18 protein-coding genes are annotated in these 15,682 nt (G+C 62.7%); 1 reads left to right on the top strand and 17 read right to left on the bottom strand.

The window, feature by feature from the left end; translation table 11 throughout:
• Window positions 1-79: 79 nt before the first annotated feature.
• From So717_RS16405 to ruvC, 15 genes are all read right to left on the bottom strand, one after another.
• Window positions 80-1,756 (bottom strand): formate--tetrahydrofolate ligase, encoded by a 1,677-nt coding sequence (locus So717_RS16405; protein WP_159979256.1) that lies wholly within the window; start codon window positions 1,754-1,756, stop codon window positions 80-82.
• 147 nt (window positions 1,757-1,903) lie between these two features.
• On the bottom strand, window positions 1,904-2,500 hold the full coding sequence (locus tag So717_RS16400; protein WP_159979254.1) for an MOSC domain-containing protein: 597 nt from the start codon (window positions 2,498-2,500) through the stop codon (window positions 1,904-1,906).
• A gap of 114 nt (window positions 2,501-2,614) precedes the next feature.
• Complete coding sequence (gene ftsH, locus So717_RS16395; RefSeq protein ID WP_159979252.1) at window positions 2,615-4,534, bottom strand: ATP-dependent zinc metalloprotease FtsH; 1,920 nt, start codon at window positions 4,532-4,534, stop codon at window positions 2,615-2,617.
• Between the two features lie 80 nt (window positions 4,535-4,614).
• The gene (gene tilS, locus So717_RS16390; RefSeq protein WP_238841008.1) at window positions 4,615-5,874 is read right to left on the bottom strand and encodes a tRNA lysidine(34) synthetase TilS; all 1,260 of its coding nucleotides are present in this window, start codon (window positions 5,872-5,874) and stop codon (window positions 4,615-4,617) included.
• Window positions 5,867-6,697 (bottom strand): tol-pal system protein YbgF, encoded by an 831-nt coding sequence (gene ybgF, locus So717_RS16385; protein WP_159979250.1) that lies wholly within the window; start codon window positions 6,695-6,697, stop codon window positions 5,867-5,869. Before ybgF ends, tilS begins: the two co-directional genes overlap by 8 nt.
• Window positions 6,698-6,701: 4 nt before the next feature.
• Window positions 6,702-7,223 (bottom strand): peptidoglycan-associated lipoprotein Pal, encoded by a 522-nt coding sequence (gene pal / locus So717_RS16380; RefSeq protein WP_159979248.1) that lies wholly within the window; start codon window positions 7,221-7,223, stop codon window positions 6,702-6,704.
• A gap of 85 nt (window positions 7,224-7,308) precedes the next feature.
• The gene (tolB, locus tag So717_RS16375; protein ID WP_438810664.1) at window positions 7,309-8,640 is read right to left on the bottom strand and encodes a Tol-Pal system beta propeller repeat protein TolB; all 1,332 of its coding nucleotides are present in this window, start codon (window positions 8,638-8,640) and stop codon (window positions 7,309-7,311) included.
• The gene (gene tolA, locus So717_RS16370; RefSeq protein WP_159979246.1) at window positions 8,637-9,776 is read right to left on the bottom strand and encodes a cell envelope integrity protein TolA; all 1,140 of its coding nucleotides are present in this window, start codon (window positions 9,774-9,776) and stop codon (window positions 8,637-8,639) included. Before tolA ends, tolB begins: the two co-directional genes overlap by 4 nt.
• A gap of 9 nt (window positions 9,777-9,785) precedes the next feature.
• Window positions 9,786-10,262, bottom strand: a complete 477-nt coding sequence (gene tolR, locus So717_RS16365; RefSeq protein ID WP_159979244.1) for a protein TolR — start codon at window positions 10,260-10,262, stop codon at window positions 9,786-9,788.
• Between the two features lie 3 nt (window positions 10,263-10,265).
• Window positions 10,266-10,961, bottom strand: a complete 696-nt coding sequence (gene tolQ / locus So717_RS16360) for a protein TolQ (protein WP_159979242.1) — start codon at window positions 10,959-10,961, stop codon at window positions 10,266-10,268.
• Between the two features lie 98 nt (window positions 10,962-11,059).
• Window positions 11,060-11,464, bottom strand: coding sequence for a tol-pal system-associated acyl-CoA thioesterase (gene ybgC, locus So717_RS16355; RefSeq protein ID WP_159979240.1), 405 nt, complete (start codon window positions 11,462-11,464; stop codon window positions 11,060-11,062).
• Window positions 11,461-12,084 (bottom strand): hypothetical protein, encoded by a 624-nt coding sequence (locus So717_RS16350; RefSeq protein ID WP_159979238.1) that lies wholly within the window; start codon window positions 12,082-12,084, stop codon window positions 11,461-11,463. Before So717_RS16350 ends, ybgC begins: the two co-directional genes overlap by 4 nt.
• 37 nt (window positions 12,085-12,121) lie before the next feature.
• Window positions 12,122-13,141, bottom strand: a complete 1,020-nt coding sequence (gene ruvB, locus So717_RS16345) for a Holliday junction branch migration DNA helicase RuvB (RefSeq protein ID WP_159979236.1) — start codon at window positions 13,139-13,141, stop codon at window positions 12,122-12,124.
• A gap of 3 nt (window positions 13,142-13,144) precedes the next feature.
• Complete coding sequence (gene ruvA, locus So717_RS16340) at window positions 13,145-13,807, bottom strand: Holliday junction branch migration protein RuvA (RefSeq protein WP_159979234.1); 663 nt, start codon at window positions 13,805-13,807, stop codon at window positions 13,145-13,147.
• Window positions 13,804-14,307, bottom strand: a complete 504-nt coding sequence (gene ruvC, locus So717_RS16335; RefSeq protein WP_159979232.1) for a crossover junction endodeoxyribonuclease RuvC — start codon at window positions 14,305-14,307, stop codon at window positions 13,804-13,806. The genes ruvA and ruvC overlap by 4 nt, the downstream gene beginning before the upstream one ends.
• 329 nt (window positions 14,308-14,636) lie before the next feature.
• On the opposite strand from ruvC, the gene So717_RS16330 reads away from it, so the two are divergent.
• The gene (locus So717_RS16330; protein ID WP_159979230.1) at window positions 14,637-14,855 is read left to right on the top strand and encodes a DUF1127 domain-containing protein; all 219 of its coding nucleotides are present in this window, start codon (window positions 14,637-14,639) and stop codon (window positions 14,853-14,855) included.
• Between the two features lie 80 nt (window positions 14,856-14,935).
• Here the strand turns inward: So717_RS16330 and So717_RS16325 are convergent, their stop codons facing one another.
• Both So717_RS16325 and So717_RS16320 read right to left on the bottom strand, forming a co-directional pair.
• Window positions 14,936-15,406 (bottom strand): hypothetical protein, encoded by a 471-nt coding sequence (locus So717_RS16325; protein ID WP_202981917.1) that lies wholly within the window; start codon window positions 15,404-15,406, stop codon window positions 14,936-14,938.
• Window positions 15,407-15,454: 48 nt separating this feature from the next.
• Window positions 15,455-15,652, bottom strand: a complete 198-nt coding sequence (locus tag So717_RS16320) for a hypothetical protein (RefSeq protein ID WP_159979228.1) — start codon at window positions 15,650-15,652, stop codon at window positions 15,455-15,457.
• Window positions 15,653-15,682 lie beyond the last annotated feature (30 nt).

The raw sequence follows: 15,682 nt of genomic DNA, 5'->3' as shown, positions 1-15,682 counted from the left end.
CCGGCTCCACCCGGTGCCGGAGCGCCCAAAGGCGCGACCGGGCGCGCGGGGCTCGATGCCCCAAAGCGCCCGTCCTTGCTTAGAACAAGCCTTCGACGTCACCATCCGCGTTGAGCTTGATGGCTTCCGCCGACGGCACACGCGGCAGGCCCGGCATGGTCATGATCTCACCACAGATCGCCACCACAAAGCCAGCACCCGCGCTCAATCGCACCTCACGCACCGGAATGGTGAACCCGGTCGGCGCGCCACGCTCGTTCGGATCGGTGGTAAAGCTGTACTGCGTCTTCGCCATGCAGACCGGCAGATTGCCATAGCCCTGCTCTTCCCAATCCTTCAGCTGATTGAGGATCTTCTGATCCATCAGCGCGGCATCTGCCCGGTAGATCTTGGTCGCAATGGTGTTGATCTTGTCGGCCAGCCCCATCTCGTCGGGATAGATCGGCGCGAAATCCGCCTCGCCCTTCTCGATGGTTTCCACGACTTTGGTGGCCAGATCGGCGGAGCCTTCGGAGCCCAGCTCCCAGTGGCGCGACAGCACCGCTTCGGCGCCCTGACCGGCCACGTAATCCTTCACAGCCTGCACTTCGGCATCGGTGTCGGTCACGAAGTGGTTGATCGCCACGACCACCGGCACGCCAAAGGATTTGACGTTCTCGATGTGACGGCCAAGGTTCGCACAGCCGTTTTTCACCGCATCCACATTCTCCGCGCCCAAGTCCGCCTTGGCCACGCCGCCGTTCATCTTCATCGCGCGCACGGTGGCCACGACGACCACACAGGAGGGTGCGAGCCCGGCCTTGCGGCATTTGATGTTGAGGAACTTCTCGGCCCCGAGGTCCGCGCCAAAGCCCGCTTCGGTCACCACATAGTCTGCCAGTTTCAACGCGGCCGTTGTGGCGATCACGGAGTTACAGCCGTGTGCGATGTTGGCGAAGGGTCCGCCATGCACGAAAGCCGGGTTGTTTTCCAGCGTCTGCACCAGATTCGGCTGCATCGCGTCTTTCAGCAGCACAGTCATCGCGCCATCAGCTTTGATGTCGCGGGCATAGACGGGCGAGCGGTCGCGACGATAAGCCACGATCATGTCGCCGAGGCGCTTCTGCAGATCGCTCAGGTCCTTGGACAGGCAGAGGATCGCCATAACCTCGGAAGCCACGGTGATGTCAAAGCCCGCCTCACGCGGGAAGCCGTTGGCCACGCCACCAAGCGACGTCGTGATCTGCCGCAGCGCCCGGTCGTTCATGTCGACCACACGGCGCCAGACAACGCGGCGGGTGTCGATCTCCAGGCTGTTGCCCCAGTAGATGTGGTTGTCGATCATCGCGGAGAGCAGCGAGTGCGCCGACGTGATCGCGTGAAAGTCACCCGTGAAATGCAGGTTCATTTCTTCCATCGGCACAACCTGGGCATAACCACCGCCAGCCGCCCCACCCTTCATGCCGAAGTTCGGGCCAAGCGAGGCTTCGCGGATACAGACGGCAGCCTTCTTGCCAATGCGGTTCAGACCGTCACCCAGACCCACGGTTGTGGTGGTCTTGCCCTCACCGGCGGGGGTCGGGTTGATCGCCGTCACGAGGATCAGCTTACCGTTCTCGTTGCCCTGCACCGAGTTGATGAATGACTGCGACACCTTAGCCTTGTCGTGGCCATAGGGCAGCAGATCGTCGCTGGAGATGCCCAGCTTGGCCCCGATCTCCTGGATCGGCTTTTTCGACGCGGCGCGTGCAATTTCAATGTCAGATTTATAGGCCATGGAACACTCCCCGATGAGACGCCGCGCGCGGCGAAGTTGCTGCGTCCTGCATACGAGCGCGCACCCACGCGCAGAAGGGTGATTCCGACCTTTCCGCAATCGTCAGCGGCGGGAAGTGTCGCAATCGTTTCGTTTCGGAAACGATTGTTACGTTCGCGCGTCACCCAGATGCGCCCAGACCGGCTGGTCGGGGATGTGCAGCGTCACAGTATCGCCGAGGGCGACTCCCCCTTCCCGCTCAACCCAGGCGGTGACCCCGCGTCGGTTCTTGGCCGCCGGCTTGAACCTCGCGCCAAAGCCCGCATGATCCTTCTCGATCTCGCGGCCCGGCAGCACGCAGGGGCGGTTCTCCATATCCACCGTGAGGCTTGCTCCGCTGGACATTTGCAGCCGCGAGGACGGGGGAATGTGGGTAAAGTCTGGGATACCTTTGATCACCATGGAGGCACCCACCCACGCAGGATCAATCACCTCTAACCCCATGTCGGCGGCAATCGCGCTCAACTCCTCCGCAGAGAGCACGGAAAGCTGGCGCACATTGCGGATTTCGGTGCCCTTCGGGTACTGCGCCTTGACCCGCACGCAAGAGGGGCGCGTCAACCCACCATGGCATTCTCCGTCAATCCCGGTGAAACTCAGCTCCGCCGTCTCCAGTGGTTCAGCGCGCAGCGTGTCGTGGCTGTCGATCACCCGCCCCAGCCAAGTGATGGTGCCAGTGAAACGCGTGGGCAAAAGGCCGGGCATGGCGAGGTCTCCGTTTAATTCCCAAGCAGTCTGATCAAAGCCCCCGCCAAAAGAAAAGGCCCCGTGCGCGGCGGGGCCCATGGTATTTTGTTATGTTGTCATCGTGGTCCGTGATCAGGTCGGCTCCGGCTCCATCCCGCCATCCGACGGCGGCGTCTTTTTCGCCTTCGCCTTGGCTTTCGGGATGCCGATCACGCTGGGTGCCGAGCCGCTGTCGGGCTTGTCGTCCTCACCTGCGGGCGGCACCGGCGGCTCACCATTCATCACGCGCTTGATCTCGTCACCGGTGAGGGTCTCGTACTCCAGCAGGCCTTGCGCCAGACGTTCGAACTCCTGTTCGTTCTCGGTGATGATCTTCAGCGCCCAATCGTAACCATCCTGGATGAAGCGCTGCACCTCTTCCTCAATCAACTCCTTGGTGTTGGCCGAAACAGAGAAACCGGCTGTGTTGCCCTGATAGCCCTCAGCGGCCTCGGAGTAGTCAATGTTGCCGACCTTGTCCGACATGCCCCAGCGCAGCACCATGGCGCGCGCCAGGCCCGAGGCCTGCATGATGTCACCGGCGGGGCCGTTCGACACCGCATCGGGGCCATATTTGTGGATCTCCGCCGCCTTGCCCGCCATGGTCATGGCCAGACGCTGGTGGCATTCATCCTTGAACATATTCAAACGGTCCATCTCGGGCAGGCTCATCACCATGCCGAGCGCGCCGCCGCGCGGGATGATCGTCGCCTTATAGACCGGGTCGCATTTCGGCAGCTTGATGCCCACCAGCGCATGTCCAGCCTCGTGATAGGCGGTCATCTCCTTCTGCTCCGGCGTCATCACCATGGAGCGGCGCTCGGCCCCCATCATGATCTTGTCCTTCGCGTTCTCAAAATCGATCATCGTCACGAAGCGACGGCCCACACGAGCCGCGCCCAAAGCGGCCTCGTTCACAAGGTTCGCCAGATCGGCGCCCGAGAACCCAGGTGTCCCGCGTGCGATGATACGTAAGTCGACGTCGGGGCCCAACGGAGTCTTACGCGCGTGCACGCCGAGGATCTTTTCGCGGCCCTTGATGTCGGGATTGCCCACGGTCACTTGACGGTCAAACCGGCCCGGGCGGAGCAGCGCGGGGTCCAGCACGTCTTTACGGTTGGTGGCTGCAATGATGATCACACCTTCATTGGCCTCGAACCCATCCATCTCGACCAGCAACTGGTTGAGCGTCTGTTCGCGCTCGTCATTGCCGCCGCCATAGCCGGCACCCCGGTGCCGACCGACTGCGTCAATCTCGTCGATGAAGACGATGCAAGGCGCGTTCTTCTTGGCCTGTTCGAACATGTCGCGCACACGGGACGCACCCACGCCCACGAACATTTCCACGAAGTCCGATCCCGAGATTGTGAAGAAGGGAACGCCCGCTTCACCCGCAATCGCACGCGCCAGAAGCGTTTTACCGGTTCCGGGAGGGCCTTCAAGCAGCGCGCCTTTCGGAATTTTCCCGCCCAGGCGCGAGAATTTCTGTGGGTTGCGCAGAAATTCCACGATCTCTTCGAGCTCTTCCTTGGCCTCATCGATTCCCGCAACATCATCAAATGTCACGCGGCCATGCTTTTCGGTCAGCATCTTGGCCTTGGACTTGCCAAAGCCCATGGCGCCACCTTTGCCGCCACCCTGCATCCGGTTCATGAAATAGATCCAGACGCCGATCAGCAGCAGGAACGGCAACAACGACATCAGGAAGGTCTGGAAGCCGGACTGCTGTTGCTGTTCAGCCCGCACCACAATGTCGTTTTCGATCAAAAGCTGCGTGATTTCAGCATCTTCCGGCTTGATCGCCACGTAGTCGGCGTCACCCCGGCGGAACCGCACCTGCTCACCATCCAGCGTCACATTGCTGACGTCGCCAGACTCCACTGCGTTCACGAATTCGGAGTAGCTGATCTCGCGGCTCTGTAGTGTGCTGCCCGGCCCGCTGAACAGGTTGAACAGGGCCAGTATCAACAGAAACAGGACGACCCAGAAGGCGATGTTGCGTGCGTTACCCAACGATTTTCTCCTAAACTTGCGTGCAATACGAAAGCCCTTCGTATCGCTACTTTGCTAAGATAGACACTCAGCGCCCATGTTCAATGCGATAAAAGTGCGGCAAAGAAGGCATCTTCGCCGCCGTCGATGCGGGCCACCCAGTCTTTGCCAAGGGCTGCCAGCGGCGCCGCAACCAGATCTGCCCCGCGCCAGACCGCCGGTGTGACACGCAAGACATCCCGCGGAAGCCCCGCTGCGCGCCAGTCTGGCAATTGCTTCAAGCCGTCTTCTCCAAGCGCGGTGAGGTGCAGATCGCTCTGCGCGGCGGGGCCCTCAACGCGCCACCGCCCGTCCCACAGCGCATCCGGAGCGCAGCGAAGGTCACGCACGGCCTGATACTCCCGAACCACCCACAGCGTGTCCCTGTCGCGCCAGGCCTGGACGCCATCGACCGTGCCGCCGGTTCCCTGCTTCAGCGCGTCAATCAACCCCAGAACGGGCCTGCGGCGCGGCGCATAGCCTGACCCGCTGATCCAACCGATGGCGCTTAGCAGGATGCGGCGCGCAGCCTCGTCGGGCAATGTTCGGTAGCTACGCCAGTCGATGCGCACAGCCCCTGCGTCGATCCGGGCAATCCGGCGCGCCTCCAAAAAGGCCTGCCAGCCCAACGCATCCCGCGCACGGGCCATATTGAAGGCAACCTGCCCCAGCGCCTGTGCATCAATGCCCAGCGGGGCCAGAAGGGCCAACGCCTGGCGCATGCGCACGCGATCAAAGCGCAGATCGTCATTGCTGGGGTCGTCAACCCAGGGCACCCCCTGCGCCTGCAGATCCGACCGCAGCTCGGCCCGGGTCAAACCAAGCAGAGGCCTGATCCACGTGATGCCCTGCGACAGACGGCGCGGCGCCATCGCGGCCAGCCCGTCCACGCCGGACCCACGCGCAAGCCGCATCAGCACGGTTTCGGCCTGATCGTCCAGCGTATGGCCGAGGGCAACGGCGTCCAGCGCCTGATCGCGCGCCCAGGCCCCGATCAGGCGGTATCGTGCATCACGCGCCGCCTTTTGCAGATTGCCGCGCCCGTCCCAATCGGTCCAGCTCAGAACCGTGTGCGGGATGTCCAGATCCCGACACAACTGGGCGACCTGCGCGGCTTCGCAAGCGGCCTCGGGCCTGAGCTTGTGATCGACGGTAACCGCGTGCAGCGTGATCGAATACGACTGTGCAACCTTGTACAACAGATGCAAAAGCGCGGTGGAATCGCTCCCGCCAGACACAGCGACCCCCAGACCGGCCGGAGGATGCGGCAAGAGGTGCTGAGCAACCGCATCGCTCAGCGCCCCGGTCATGGTATCACGCACAACCCAGGCGTTGCATCTCGCCGCGCGCCTCTTCAGCCGCAGGGTCCTGCGGGAAGCGCAACCCGACCTCTCCAAGCGTCACACAGGCTTCCTGCATTTGCCCCAACCCGCCCAGCGAGCGCCCAAGGCGATAAAGCGACTGCGGCGCGACCGGCCCGGTCGGGTCGACGCTGAAGCTGTTGAGATAGGCGCGCGCGGCCTCCCGCGTGTCACCCAGCTCCTCAAGCGCTTCGCCACGCCCCAGATCCGCTCCCGCCGCCAGAGGTCCGCCGGGATAGGTCTGGCTAAACTCCGCAAAGAGTTGCGCTGCACGCTCAAAATCGCCCTCGCTCAGAGCGGACTGCGCCGTCTTGAAGTCCTCTTCCTCGCCAACGGCCAGCTGTATGCCAGCCCCCGCTGGCGCCGAAGTGGCGGCGCCCCCTGTTGCAGGCGCGGTCGAGGCGGGCTGATCCCCGCCTAGCGTCGATGTCTCACCAAGCGCTGCGATATCGCCCCCCTCCAGTTCCACCAGACGGAATTCCAGATCACCAAGCCTGTTGGTGCCGTCTTCAACAATCCGGTTGATGCGGAACTCCAGCTCTTCCGTTTTTGACGTCAGACGCTGCATCTCTGCTTCAATGGCGCTCATCCGGTCCAGAACCGTCTCGCCTCCGGTGTTGACCGAGGCCCCGCCGGTTGTGGAGAGTTCTCGCCGCAACCGCTGGATCTCGACATAGAGTACAGTCATCTCCTGCCGGATATCCGCCAGGGTCTGATCATCCTGCGCATGGGTGGTCGCGGGCAGGAGCGCCAGCGCAGTGGCGAGGGCGATGAAGACCCGCATCGCCTTAGCCCGTCAGCCCGGCGGCCAGCACGGTCACCGCGCGGCGGTTTTTGGCATAGCAGGATTCGTTGGAGCAAATCTCAATCGGGCGCTCCTTGCCGTAGCTCACGGTGCGCAGACGGTTGCCTGCCACGCCTTTGGACACCAGATATTCGCGCACGGCATTCGCGCGGCGTGCCCCGAGCGCCACGTTGTATTCGCGCGTGCCCTGCTCGTCTGCATGGCCTTCGATCACGGCGGTGAAATCGGTGTTGGTCAGCAGCCAGGTGGCTTGCCCGTCCAGCACCACGCGGCCCTGATCGGTGATGGTCGACTGATCCACAGCAAACAGCACCCGATCCCCGATGGTCTGGTTGAAATAGGCGGGGGAGGTCGGGTCATTCGGGCTGCCGGGGATCACGGCCCCGTTGATGCCGCCCGTGCCACCGGCCCCGCCGGCACCACCTGCGCCAAAGCGATCCGGGTTCGTACAGGCCGCGAGCGCCAGCCCCGCAACCGCCAGAAGAATTTTTGCCTTGAGTGTCATGCTCTTTGCCTCATGTCTGCGTTGTTGTCGTTATTTTACTGGCGTTTTACCATAGGCACGCGGCCCTTGGAACAGCTTTCGACACTCATTGCAGCAGCGGTGACCACGACGGATCAGACCCGCCTTCCGGCGTGCGCACGGGCCGCAGGTTCCGCCCTGAGATATCAACGGAATAGAGGGAGGAGCGCCCGCCTTCGCCTTGTGTTTCACGGGTAAACATGATCACGCGGCCATTGGGGGCCCATGTGGGACCCTCATCCAGAAACGACGCGGTCAGCAGCCGTTCTTCCGATCCGTCGGTGCGCATCACACCAATGTGAAAGCGCCCGGCGTTCTGTTTGGTGAAAGCGATGAGGTCGCCGCGCGGGGACCAGACCGGCGTGCCGTAGCGCCCGGGACCGAAGGAGATGCGCTGTGCCTCCCCTCCCCCCGCCGGCATGATGTAGAGCTGTTGCGAGCCAGAGCGGTCGCTTTCAAAGACGATCTGGCTGCCATCGGGCGAGAAGCTGGGCGCGGTCTCAATCGACGGCGCCGAGGTCAGCCGCGTCGCCCCACCCCCACCGATGTTCATGGCCCAGATGTCGGTATTGCCGCCCTGACTGAGCGAAAAGACAATGTTCTGACCATCCGGTGCAAAGCGCGGCGCAAAGCTCATGGTGCCATCCTGGCTTGCCACCTCACGCCGCTGCACGGAGCCGACGTCCAGCACGTAGATGCGCGGGAAGCCCGTCTCATAGCTGGTATAGAGTACCCGCCCACCATCCGGCGAGAAGCGGGGCGCGAGCACAATTGCGCTGCTGTCGGTGAGATACTGCACATTGGCGCCGTCATAATCCATGATCGCCAGCCGCTTTTGCCGCGCGTCCTTGCCGCCGGTCTCCGAGACATAGACGACACGGCTGTCGAAATAGCCGCCCTCTCCGGTGATCCGGCTATAGACCGCATCGGACACCTTATGCGCCATGCGCCGCCAGCCGTCGGCTGTGCCGGTGAACTGAAGCCCATCCCCCAGTTCAGCGCCCGAGAAAACGTCATAGAGCCGGAATTTCACCGAGACCTGATTGCCCTGCACCGAGACGGCCCCGGTGATCAGCGCCTGTGCATTGATCGCCTTCCAGTCCGCATACTGCACAGGCGCGGCAAAGCTGCTGACCTGGCTGATGAAGGCGCTGGAAGGGATTTCGCGGAAAAGCCCGGTGCCAGAGAGATCGGCAGAGACAACCTGGCTGATCTGCGCCGCTAGCCCGCCCGCATCGCCCGTCTCAGCCTCAAAAACCGGCAAGGCAAAAGGCAAGGGCTCGATCACCCCTTCGGTGATCTCGATGCGCAGCGGGCCTTGGGTTTGCGCAAGCACCGGGGCTGCCTGGCTTGCGCCAAAGGCGAGGACGACACTCAAGACCGCTCCAGACATCTTCATTTGATCCGCATCCTTTCGGGATTAAACGTCATCTCAATATCCTGCCACTGACTATACTTATCTACGGGCAAATCGAAACCGCGCGCACCGCAGCGGATGATCGCGCGGCGGGCGGCCTCAAAGGCCTGCCGCGCCGCCTGCTCGGACCCGCCGGAGCTGGAAGCCATGCGGATGGAGGAGGCCACCGGCTTGCCGTCTTGCGTCATCGCCACGTTGACCACCACGGTGGTGTTCAGCGCATCGGTCGAGAGCGAGCCCACGTTCCAACAGGCCTGCACTGCAACGCGCAGCGAGTCTTTTTCGCCCGCAGTCAGCGGCGGGCCTTGCGGGGTGCTGGGCGCGCTTGAGGGAGTGTCCTCCCCGCTCAGCGCCTCTGCCAAGGCCGCTGCGACGGGATCTTCGGGTTCCGCCTCTTGTTCCAGCTCTTCAGCGGCAGGCGGCTCCGGCTCCTCGGTCTCCGCCGGTTGCGCGGTTTGCACAGGTGCGTCGGGGCGGCGCGCAGGCGGGCGGATTGAGGTGTCGGGAACGGCGCTCGGACGTTCTGCTTCGGTCACAATCTTGGTCGCAGCCGCCTCTGGCGCGGTTGCCTCGGCAGGCTCCTGCGGCGTCTCACCCGCTTCATCAGGGGCCACCGCCTCCTGCTCTACCGGATCGGGCAGCGCCTCGGGGTCGGGCTGTGCGACGGCCTCAGGCGCCACACGTTCAGCGGCCTCCGGTACCGGTGTGTCGCTCACTTCGGGCACCAGCACCGCCACATCCGCCGGAGGCTCGGACAGAACCGGCGCCTCGTCGCTCACATCCGCCTGCGGGAGTGGTTCAATCTGCGACACATCCGGCGCATCATCGGCGCTTGGCGTCTCGGCTGGCGCAGGCACGGATTGGTCATTTGCCGCATCTTCGGTGACTGTGATTTCGGGCGCATCAGGTGTGACCTCTGGGCTGGAGGGCTGCGCCACCTCCGTCGCAGACTGCGGCGCCTGCCCTTGCGCCACGAGAGCGGCATATTCCGCGCCTGTGATCACCGACACCGGTGTGGCCTCAAAAGGCAGCGGCTCTGCGGCAAAGACATCGCCAAAGATCAGCCAGCCGATCAGCGCCGTGTGACCCGCTCCTGAGATATAATGCCCGACATGCACCGCCGCGCCCTACTGGTCCTGCGAGTCCAGCGTCGGCCCGCCAATGTCCGTCACCAGCCCGATGTTGGCAAATCCACCCGCATTCAGCGCGCCCATCACCTCCATCACCTGCGCATAAGACACAGCGCCATCCGCGCGCAGAAAGATCTGATCGGTTGTGCGTTCAGCGGCAATCGCACGCAGCTTCGGCACCAGCTCATTGCGGGCCGTCTCCGTTGTCTGGATCTGCACCGCACCCTCTGCCGTGATGGTGATAGTCAGCGGCTCTTCCTGATCCGTAGGCAAAGCACCCGCTGCCGTCTTGGGCAACTCCACCGGCACACCCACCGTCAGCAGCGGCGCGGCGACCATGAAGATGATCAAGAGCACCAGCATCACATCCACAAAGGGCGTGACATTGATTTCCGCCATCGGCTGCGTCTTGCCACGCCCGCGACGTCTGCGCCGCGTGCCCTCGCCCTGGTTCTGAATGACACCCGCACCCATGGCTTACCCGTCCAACTGGCGGCTGAGGATCGTCGCAAACTCATCCGCAAAGGCCTCGTAGCCTGATAGGATCTTATCACAATCCGCGCTGAGCTTGTTGTAAAAGATCACCGCCGGGATGGCGGCCAACAGCCCCAACCCGGTGGCCAGCAGAGCCTCCGCAATACCCGGCGCCACAACGGCAAGATTGGTATTCTGCTGCTCGGCAATCTCGATGAAGGCGTTCATGATCCCGATCACCGTGCCAAAGAGCCCGATGAACGGCGTCGACGACCCCACCGTGGCCAGTACCGTCAACCCGCCGCGCAGATAATCCGCTTCCTTGTTGATCGCCACATCCATCGACCGGTCGATGCGCGACGTCGCCCCTGCTATCAACCCGCCGTCATCCCGATGCGAGCGCCGCCACTCAGTCATCCCGGCGGCAAAGATCTTCTCTGAACTGCCCGAGGGCGCAGGGCCAATGGTCTCAAACAAACCATCCAGCGGCTCTCCAGACCAGAAGGCGCGGTCAAAGGCCTCAGCCTCAGCCCGCGCGCGACGGTAGATCAACCATTTCATCACGATGATCGACCACGACCAGAAAGAGGCCACGATCAACATGATCATCACGATTTTTACAATCAGGGTGGCGCGGGCAAAAAGCCCCCAGAATGAGAAATCAATCTCATGCGCCAGTGCCAGCGTGTCTGCTTCCATGATGCCTGCTCTACCTATTCACCGCTCAAGGGCCGTTTGCCGACCTCAATTTCAGCCAAGTCTATCGAAGAACAAGGCGGATTGCTATCACTATGCTGTCATGATCCAACGGCGATAGGCAATGCGCGGAGTTCTGCTGGAAGCCGCGCCGGCTTTCCGCCCGGCCCGATGCAGGCGATGACGATCTCTGCCCGGAACAACACCTCCGCTGCCCGCAGCACGGTCTGAGACATGATCATGCGCGCCGGTGTCAGCTTTACGAGCGTCGTCTCCACCTCAAGCTGATCGTCGAACCGCGCCGGCTGGATGTAGTCCGCCTCGACCCGCCGCACGGCAAAGACCACGCCCTCCGCCTTCATCGCCAATTGATCAACGCCGATCTCACGCACCCAATCGCTGCGCGCCCGCTCGATATAGCGCAGATAGTTGGCGTAATAGACGATCCCCGCCATGTCCGTGTCTTCATAGTAGACGCGGACGGGAAAGCGATGCACGCCGCTCATTGCATCTGCCCCACCCGCGCCGCCAGGCGCAACGCGTGGGAAGCATCCTGCGCCGCAGTGGGCATGACGGGATCATAAGCTGCCCGGATCAGTGCCGAGATCTCGGGCCGCAGAATGGTCTTGCCCCCCGCCACAGCCAAGGGAGAGCGGCCTCGAAACGCCGCATCCGACCAGAGCAGCACAGACCGGACAATCTGGCTCAGCGCAAGCGTCTCGGCGGGCACAGCGCTCAGATGCTCATCCATGCGCAGAAACACAAAGCACGCCTTGATTGCGCCCTCCGCATCAAAATGGAACACCCGGTACTGGTTCGCCTCCGCCGCCTTCAACCGCGCCACCAGCGGGCGCAGATCCAGGATCAACCGGTCCAACCCCGGAACCTCCGGCAACTCCTCCCAATCGCGGAAGAAAAACACCATCAGGTTGCTGCCCAGCTCCGGGTCCGTCTCAGCCATCTTGTGCCCTGACAGCACCATCACCGCCTCCAGCGCACCCTTCACGACACCCAGCGTTTCGTCATCCACGCCAAAAACCACCGGCGCAATGGGCCGCCCCCAGCGCGCAAAGGCAAAGTCACCACTCTCCCGTGTGAACAGCGCCTCGATCTCGGATGCCTGCATCTTCATCCTTCCACAAATACTCAACTGCGCTGTCAGATCACTCAAAGAGATCCGTCTGCCCCCGAGGCGCATCCAGCCCCAGATGCGACCACCCCTTCTGCGCCAGCATCCGCCCGCGCGGTGTGCGCTGAATAAGCCCCTGCTGCAACAGAAACGGCTCAATCACCTCTTCCAACGCATCCCGGCTCTCCGACAACGCAGCACTCAAGGTCTCAATCCCCACCGGACCACCGCCATAATTCTCGGCCATCAACAACAAATACCGCCGGTCGGCGCCATCGAGGCCCAGATGATCCACCCCCAGTCGCGTCAGCGCCATATCCGCCAAGGCGCGGGTCACCGTCCCATCTCCCTCAACAACGGCAAAATCCACGACCCGGCGCAACAACCGCCCTGCAATCCGCGGCGTGCCCCGCGCCCGCCGCGCAATCTCCCGCGCGCCACCCTCATCCGCAGGGGCGCCCAGCTTGCGCGCATTGCGCTCCACAATGATGAACAGCTCATCCTCCGTGTAGAACTGCAACCGCGTCGGAATGCCGAACCGGTCCCGCAACGGCGTCGTCAGCAACCCCATTCGCGTTGTCGCGCCCACCAGCGTGAAAGGCTGCAACTCAATCCGCACGGTGCGCGCCGCTGGCCCCTCACCGATCACCAGATCCAGCTCGAAATCCTCCAGCGCCGGATAAAGCACCTCCTCCACGGCAGGGTTCAACCGGTGAATCTCATCAATGAACAACACATCGCGCGGCTCCAAGTTGGTCAGAATCGCCGCCAGATCGCCGGCCTTGGCCAGCACCGGGCCAGAGGTCATGCGAAACCCCACGCCCAGCTCCCGCGCCATGATCTGGGCCAGCGTCGTCTTGCCCAGACCGGGAGGGCCATGAAACAGCGTGTGATCCATCGCCTCACCCCGCTGTCGCGCCGATTGGATGAACACCCGCAGGTTCGCGCGCGCCTCCGCCTGCCCGACAAATTCATCGAGCATCTGTGGGCGCAGCGCCCGGTCCTGATCCTCAGGCAGCGGGTCCGCCCGCACAGTGGGGTCAATATCGCTCATGCCCTAGCCCTTCGGTGCCAGCAGCTTCAACGCCGCCCGAATAAGCACAGGCGTCTCCGCCTCCGGCGCCTCGCTGGCCGCCTGCGCCACGGCCCCCGCCGCATCGCCGGGGCTATAGCCCAGATTGCCCAAAGCCGAGAGCGCATCGGCCTGAGACGAGGCGGGCACCTGCGCAGCAGGGGCCGCTGGCGCGGGGGTCTCGATGCCCCCCGCACCAGCTCCCCCGTCCGAGACGGCAGCAACGGGTCCACCCATCGCCATCACAGCAGGCGCCTTGTCTTTCAAATCCAGCACCACGCGCTGCGCGATCTTGGGCCCCACCCCCTTCGCCGCCTTCACCGCGTTCCAGTCGCCCAGGGCAATCGCCCGGCTGACCCCATCCGCGCCCAGCGTACCCAGAATGGCCAGCGACGCCTTGGCACCCACACCTTGCACCGAGGTGAGCAGCCGGTGCCACTCCTTCTCCACCAGCGTCGGAAACCCGAAAAGCTGCATCAGATCCTCACGCACCACCAGATCCGTATACAGCGCCACCACCTCGCCAACCCCGGGCAAACCGGCCAGCGTGCGCTCCGAGCAATAGACCAGATAGCCCACGCCGCGCACATCGATGAGCACATGATCGACAGCGCGGTATTCGATACGGCCAGAAATCTTCCCGATCATGCGCGCGCCTTTTCGATAGCCGCGCGCAAGCCCCCCGCGCTCTGATGCGCATGGCAGATCGCAATCGCAAGCGCATCCGCCGCATCCGGCCCGGCAATTTCCGCCCCTGGCAATTGCAGCTGAACCATATGCAGGACCTGCCGCTTATCCGCATGCCCCACACCCACCACCGCCTTCTTGACAGAATTCGGCGCATACTCCCCAACCGGAAGCCCGGCTTGCGCTGGCACCAACATCGCGATCCCGCGCGCTTGCCCCAATTTCAGCGTCCCCACGCCGTCCTTGTTGACAAAGGTCTGCTCCACCGCCGCCTGATCCGGCACAAACTGCGCCACCACAGTGCTCAGCTGCGCATGCAATGACAACAGCCGTGCCGCCAGATCGGCCCCCTGAGACCGGCACAATCCGTTTGCCACATGCGTCAGCCGATTCCCCACAACCTCGATCACGCCCCAGCCTAGGGTGCGCAGCCCCGGATCGATGCCGATAATCCGCGTCATTGGCCCTGCCTCTACAATTTATCTCGTTTTTTCCGCATTAGCACGAAAGGCGAACATCCGCAAAGCGCTTCCTGCGCCCCACCCACAAACACCCGCGGCCCGGCATACCGCGTTCAAAAGGTCCAAAAGCGTCACTCCCAGGTCGAATTCAGACCTCCGTCACAAAAGATTTTCTTTTTGTTTACTGAGTGTTAACTCTCTCACGACCCATGCATCCGGCGCATATCGACCTTGCGTTTTCACATCTTGCCCAAAAATCAGGCGAGCCCTATCTGCGATGCACAACACACCGGCATGACCGGTCAATCTTCAGATAAAGGACGGCTTCAATGGCTACTTTTGACACTTCCCGCACCACCTACGGTTCCGCACCCGTTGCAAGCCGTTTCTTCGGCATGATCAATGCAGCGGTTGCTGCCGTTGTCGCATGGAACGATGCCCGCGTGACCCGCAACGCACTGGCTTCCCTGACCGACCGCGAGCTTGAAGATATCGGTCTGAGCCGCGCCGACATCGACGCCGTCGCAGACAGCCGCATCAACCGCTGAGCAGCGGCGCCGTCAGCCCCGACAAACAGAGAGCCCCGCCTTTGCAAACGCAAGGCGGGGTTTTTCTATTGAAACAAGACCTATCGAGAGCTGCTGTTGGGGGCCCGCGTGCCATGAACCCCGAACGGGACAGGGATCGCGGCTATGAATGCCCGTGCTCGCGGTCGTGGGTCATCAAAATATTGATCTGGGCCGAGGTGCTTGCGTTTGTTCACTTCGGTGGTGTCAAGCAGCGGAAAATCAATCTCTTCCACCACAGCGCTCCACCCCGGATACAGGTCTTGATGGTGGCGAAAGTGCCTTTGCAGCAGGTTCTGCCGCAAAGAATACCCACGAAAATCGAATGCCAGCACGCCGTTCGTAACGTATATGTGGGTTCCGCCAAAGTCTTCTGACGGGACAATCCATTCCGCGTAGAAGCCATCAAGCGGTGGAGTTTCCAAGAATACGCCAGCCAAAATATGGCAAGCGCCAAAGCCAAAGAAAACCCGGTCTGATTGGCGCCAGCGCTTCTCAGGGTCGTTTTTCAGGTTATGTCTTGGTCGGAACATGCTGCGTAGAGCAGCACAACTCGCATATGGTCGCAATGGGGTGGCACCTCACTCGCCGTTTGGCAGCCTTGGCCGACGCCGCGCCACCCGATGATCTGCTGAGCGCTCCAGGACCGAGGCCATCGACCCGATGGCCTTTGTTGCTTCGCTGTCTACGTCGATCTCTTGCACAATTGACCATGTGCCATCCATGGAACAGTCTTTGCCGGTGCAAACAGAAACATCTGGACTGGCAAGCAAAGCCATCGGGGTCCCTCCTCAGACATGGTCGTCAAG

Origin of the sequence: Roseobacter cerasinus (assembly GCF_009811755.1) — a bacterium.
Taxonomy (GTDB): Bacteria; Pseudomonadota; Alphaproteobacteria; order Rhodobacterales; family Rhodobacteraceae; genus Roseobacter; species Roseobacter cerasinus.
The sequence above is the reverse complement of the archived record's forward strand: the minus strand, read 5'-3'. Positions and strand labels throughout refer to the sequence as shown.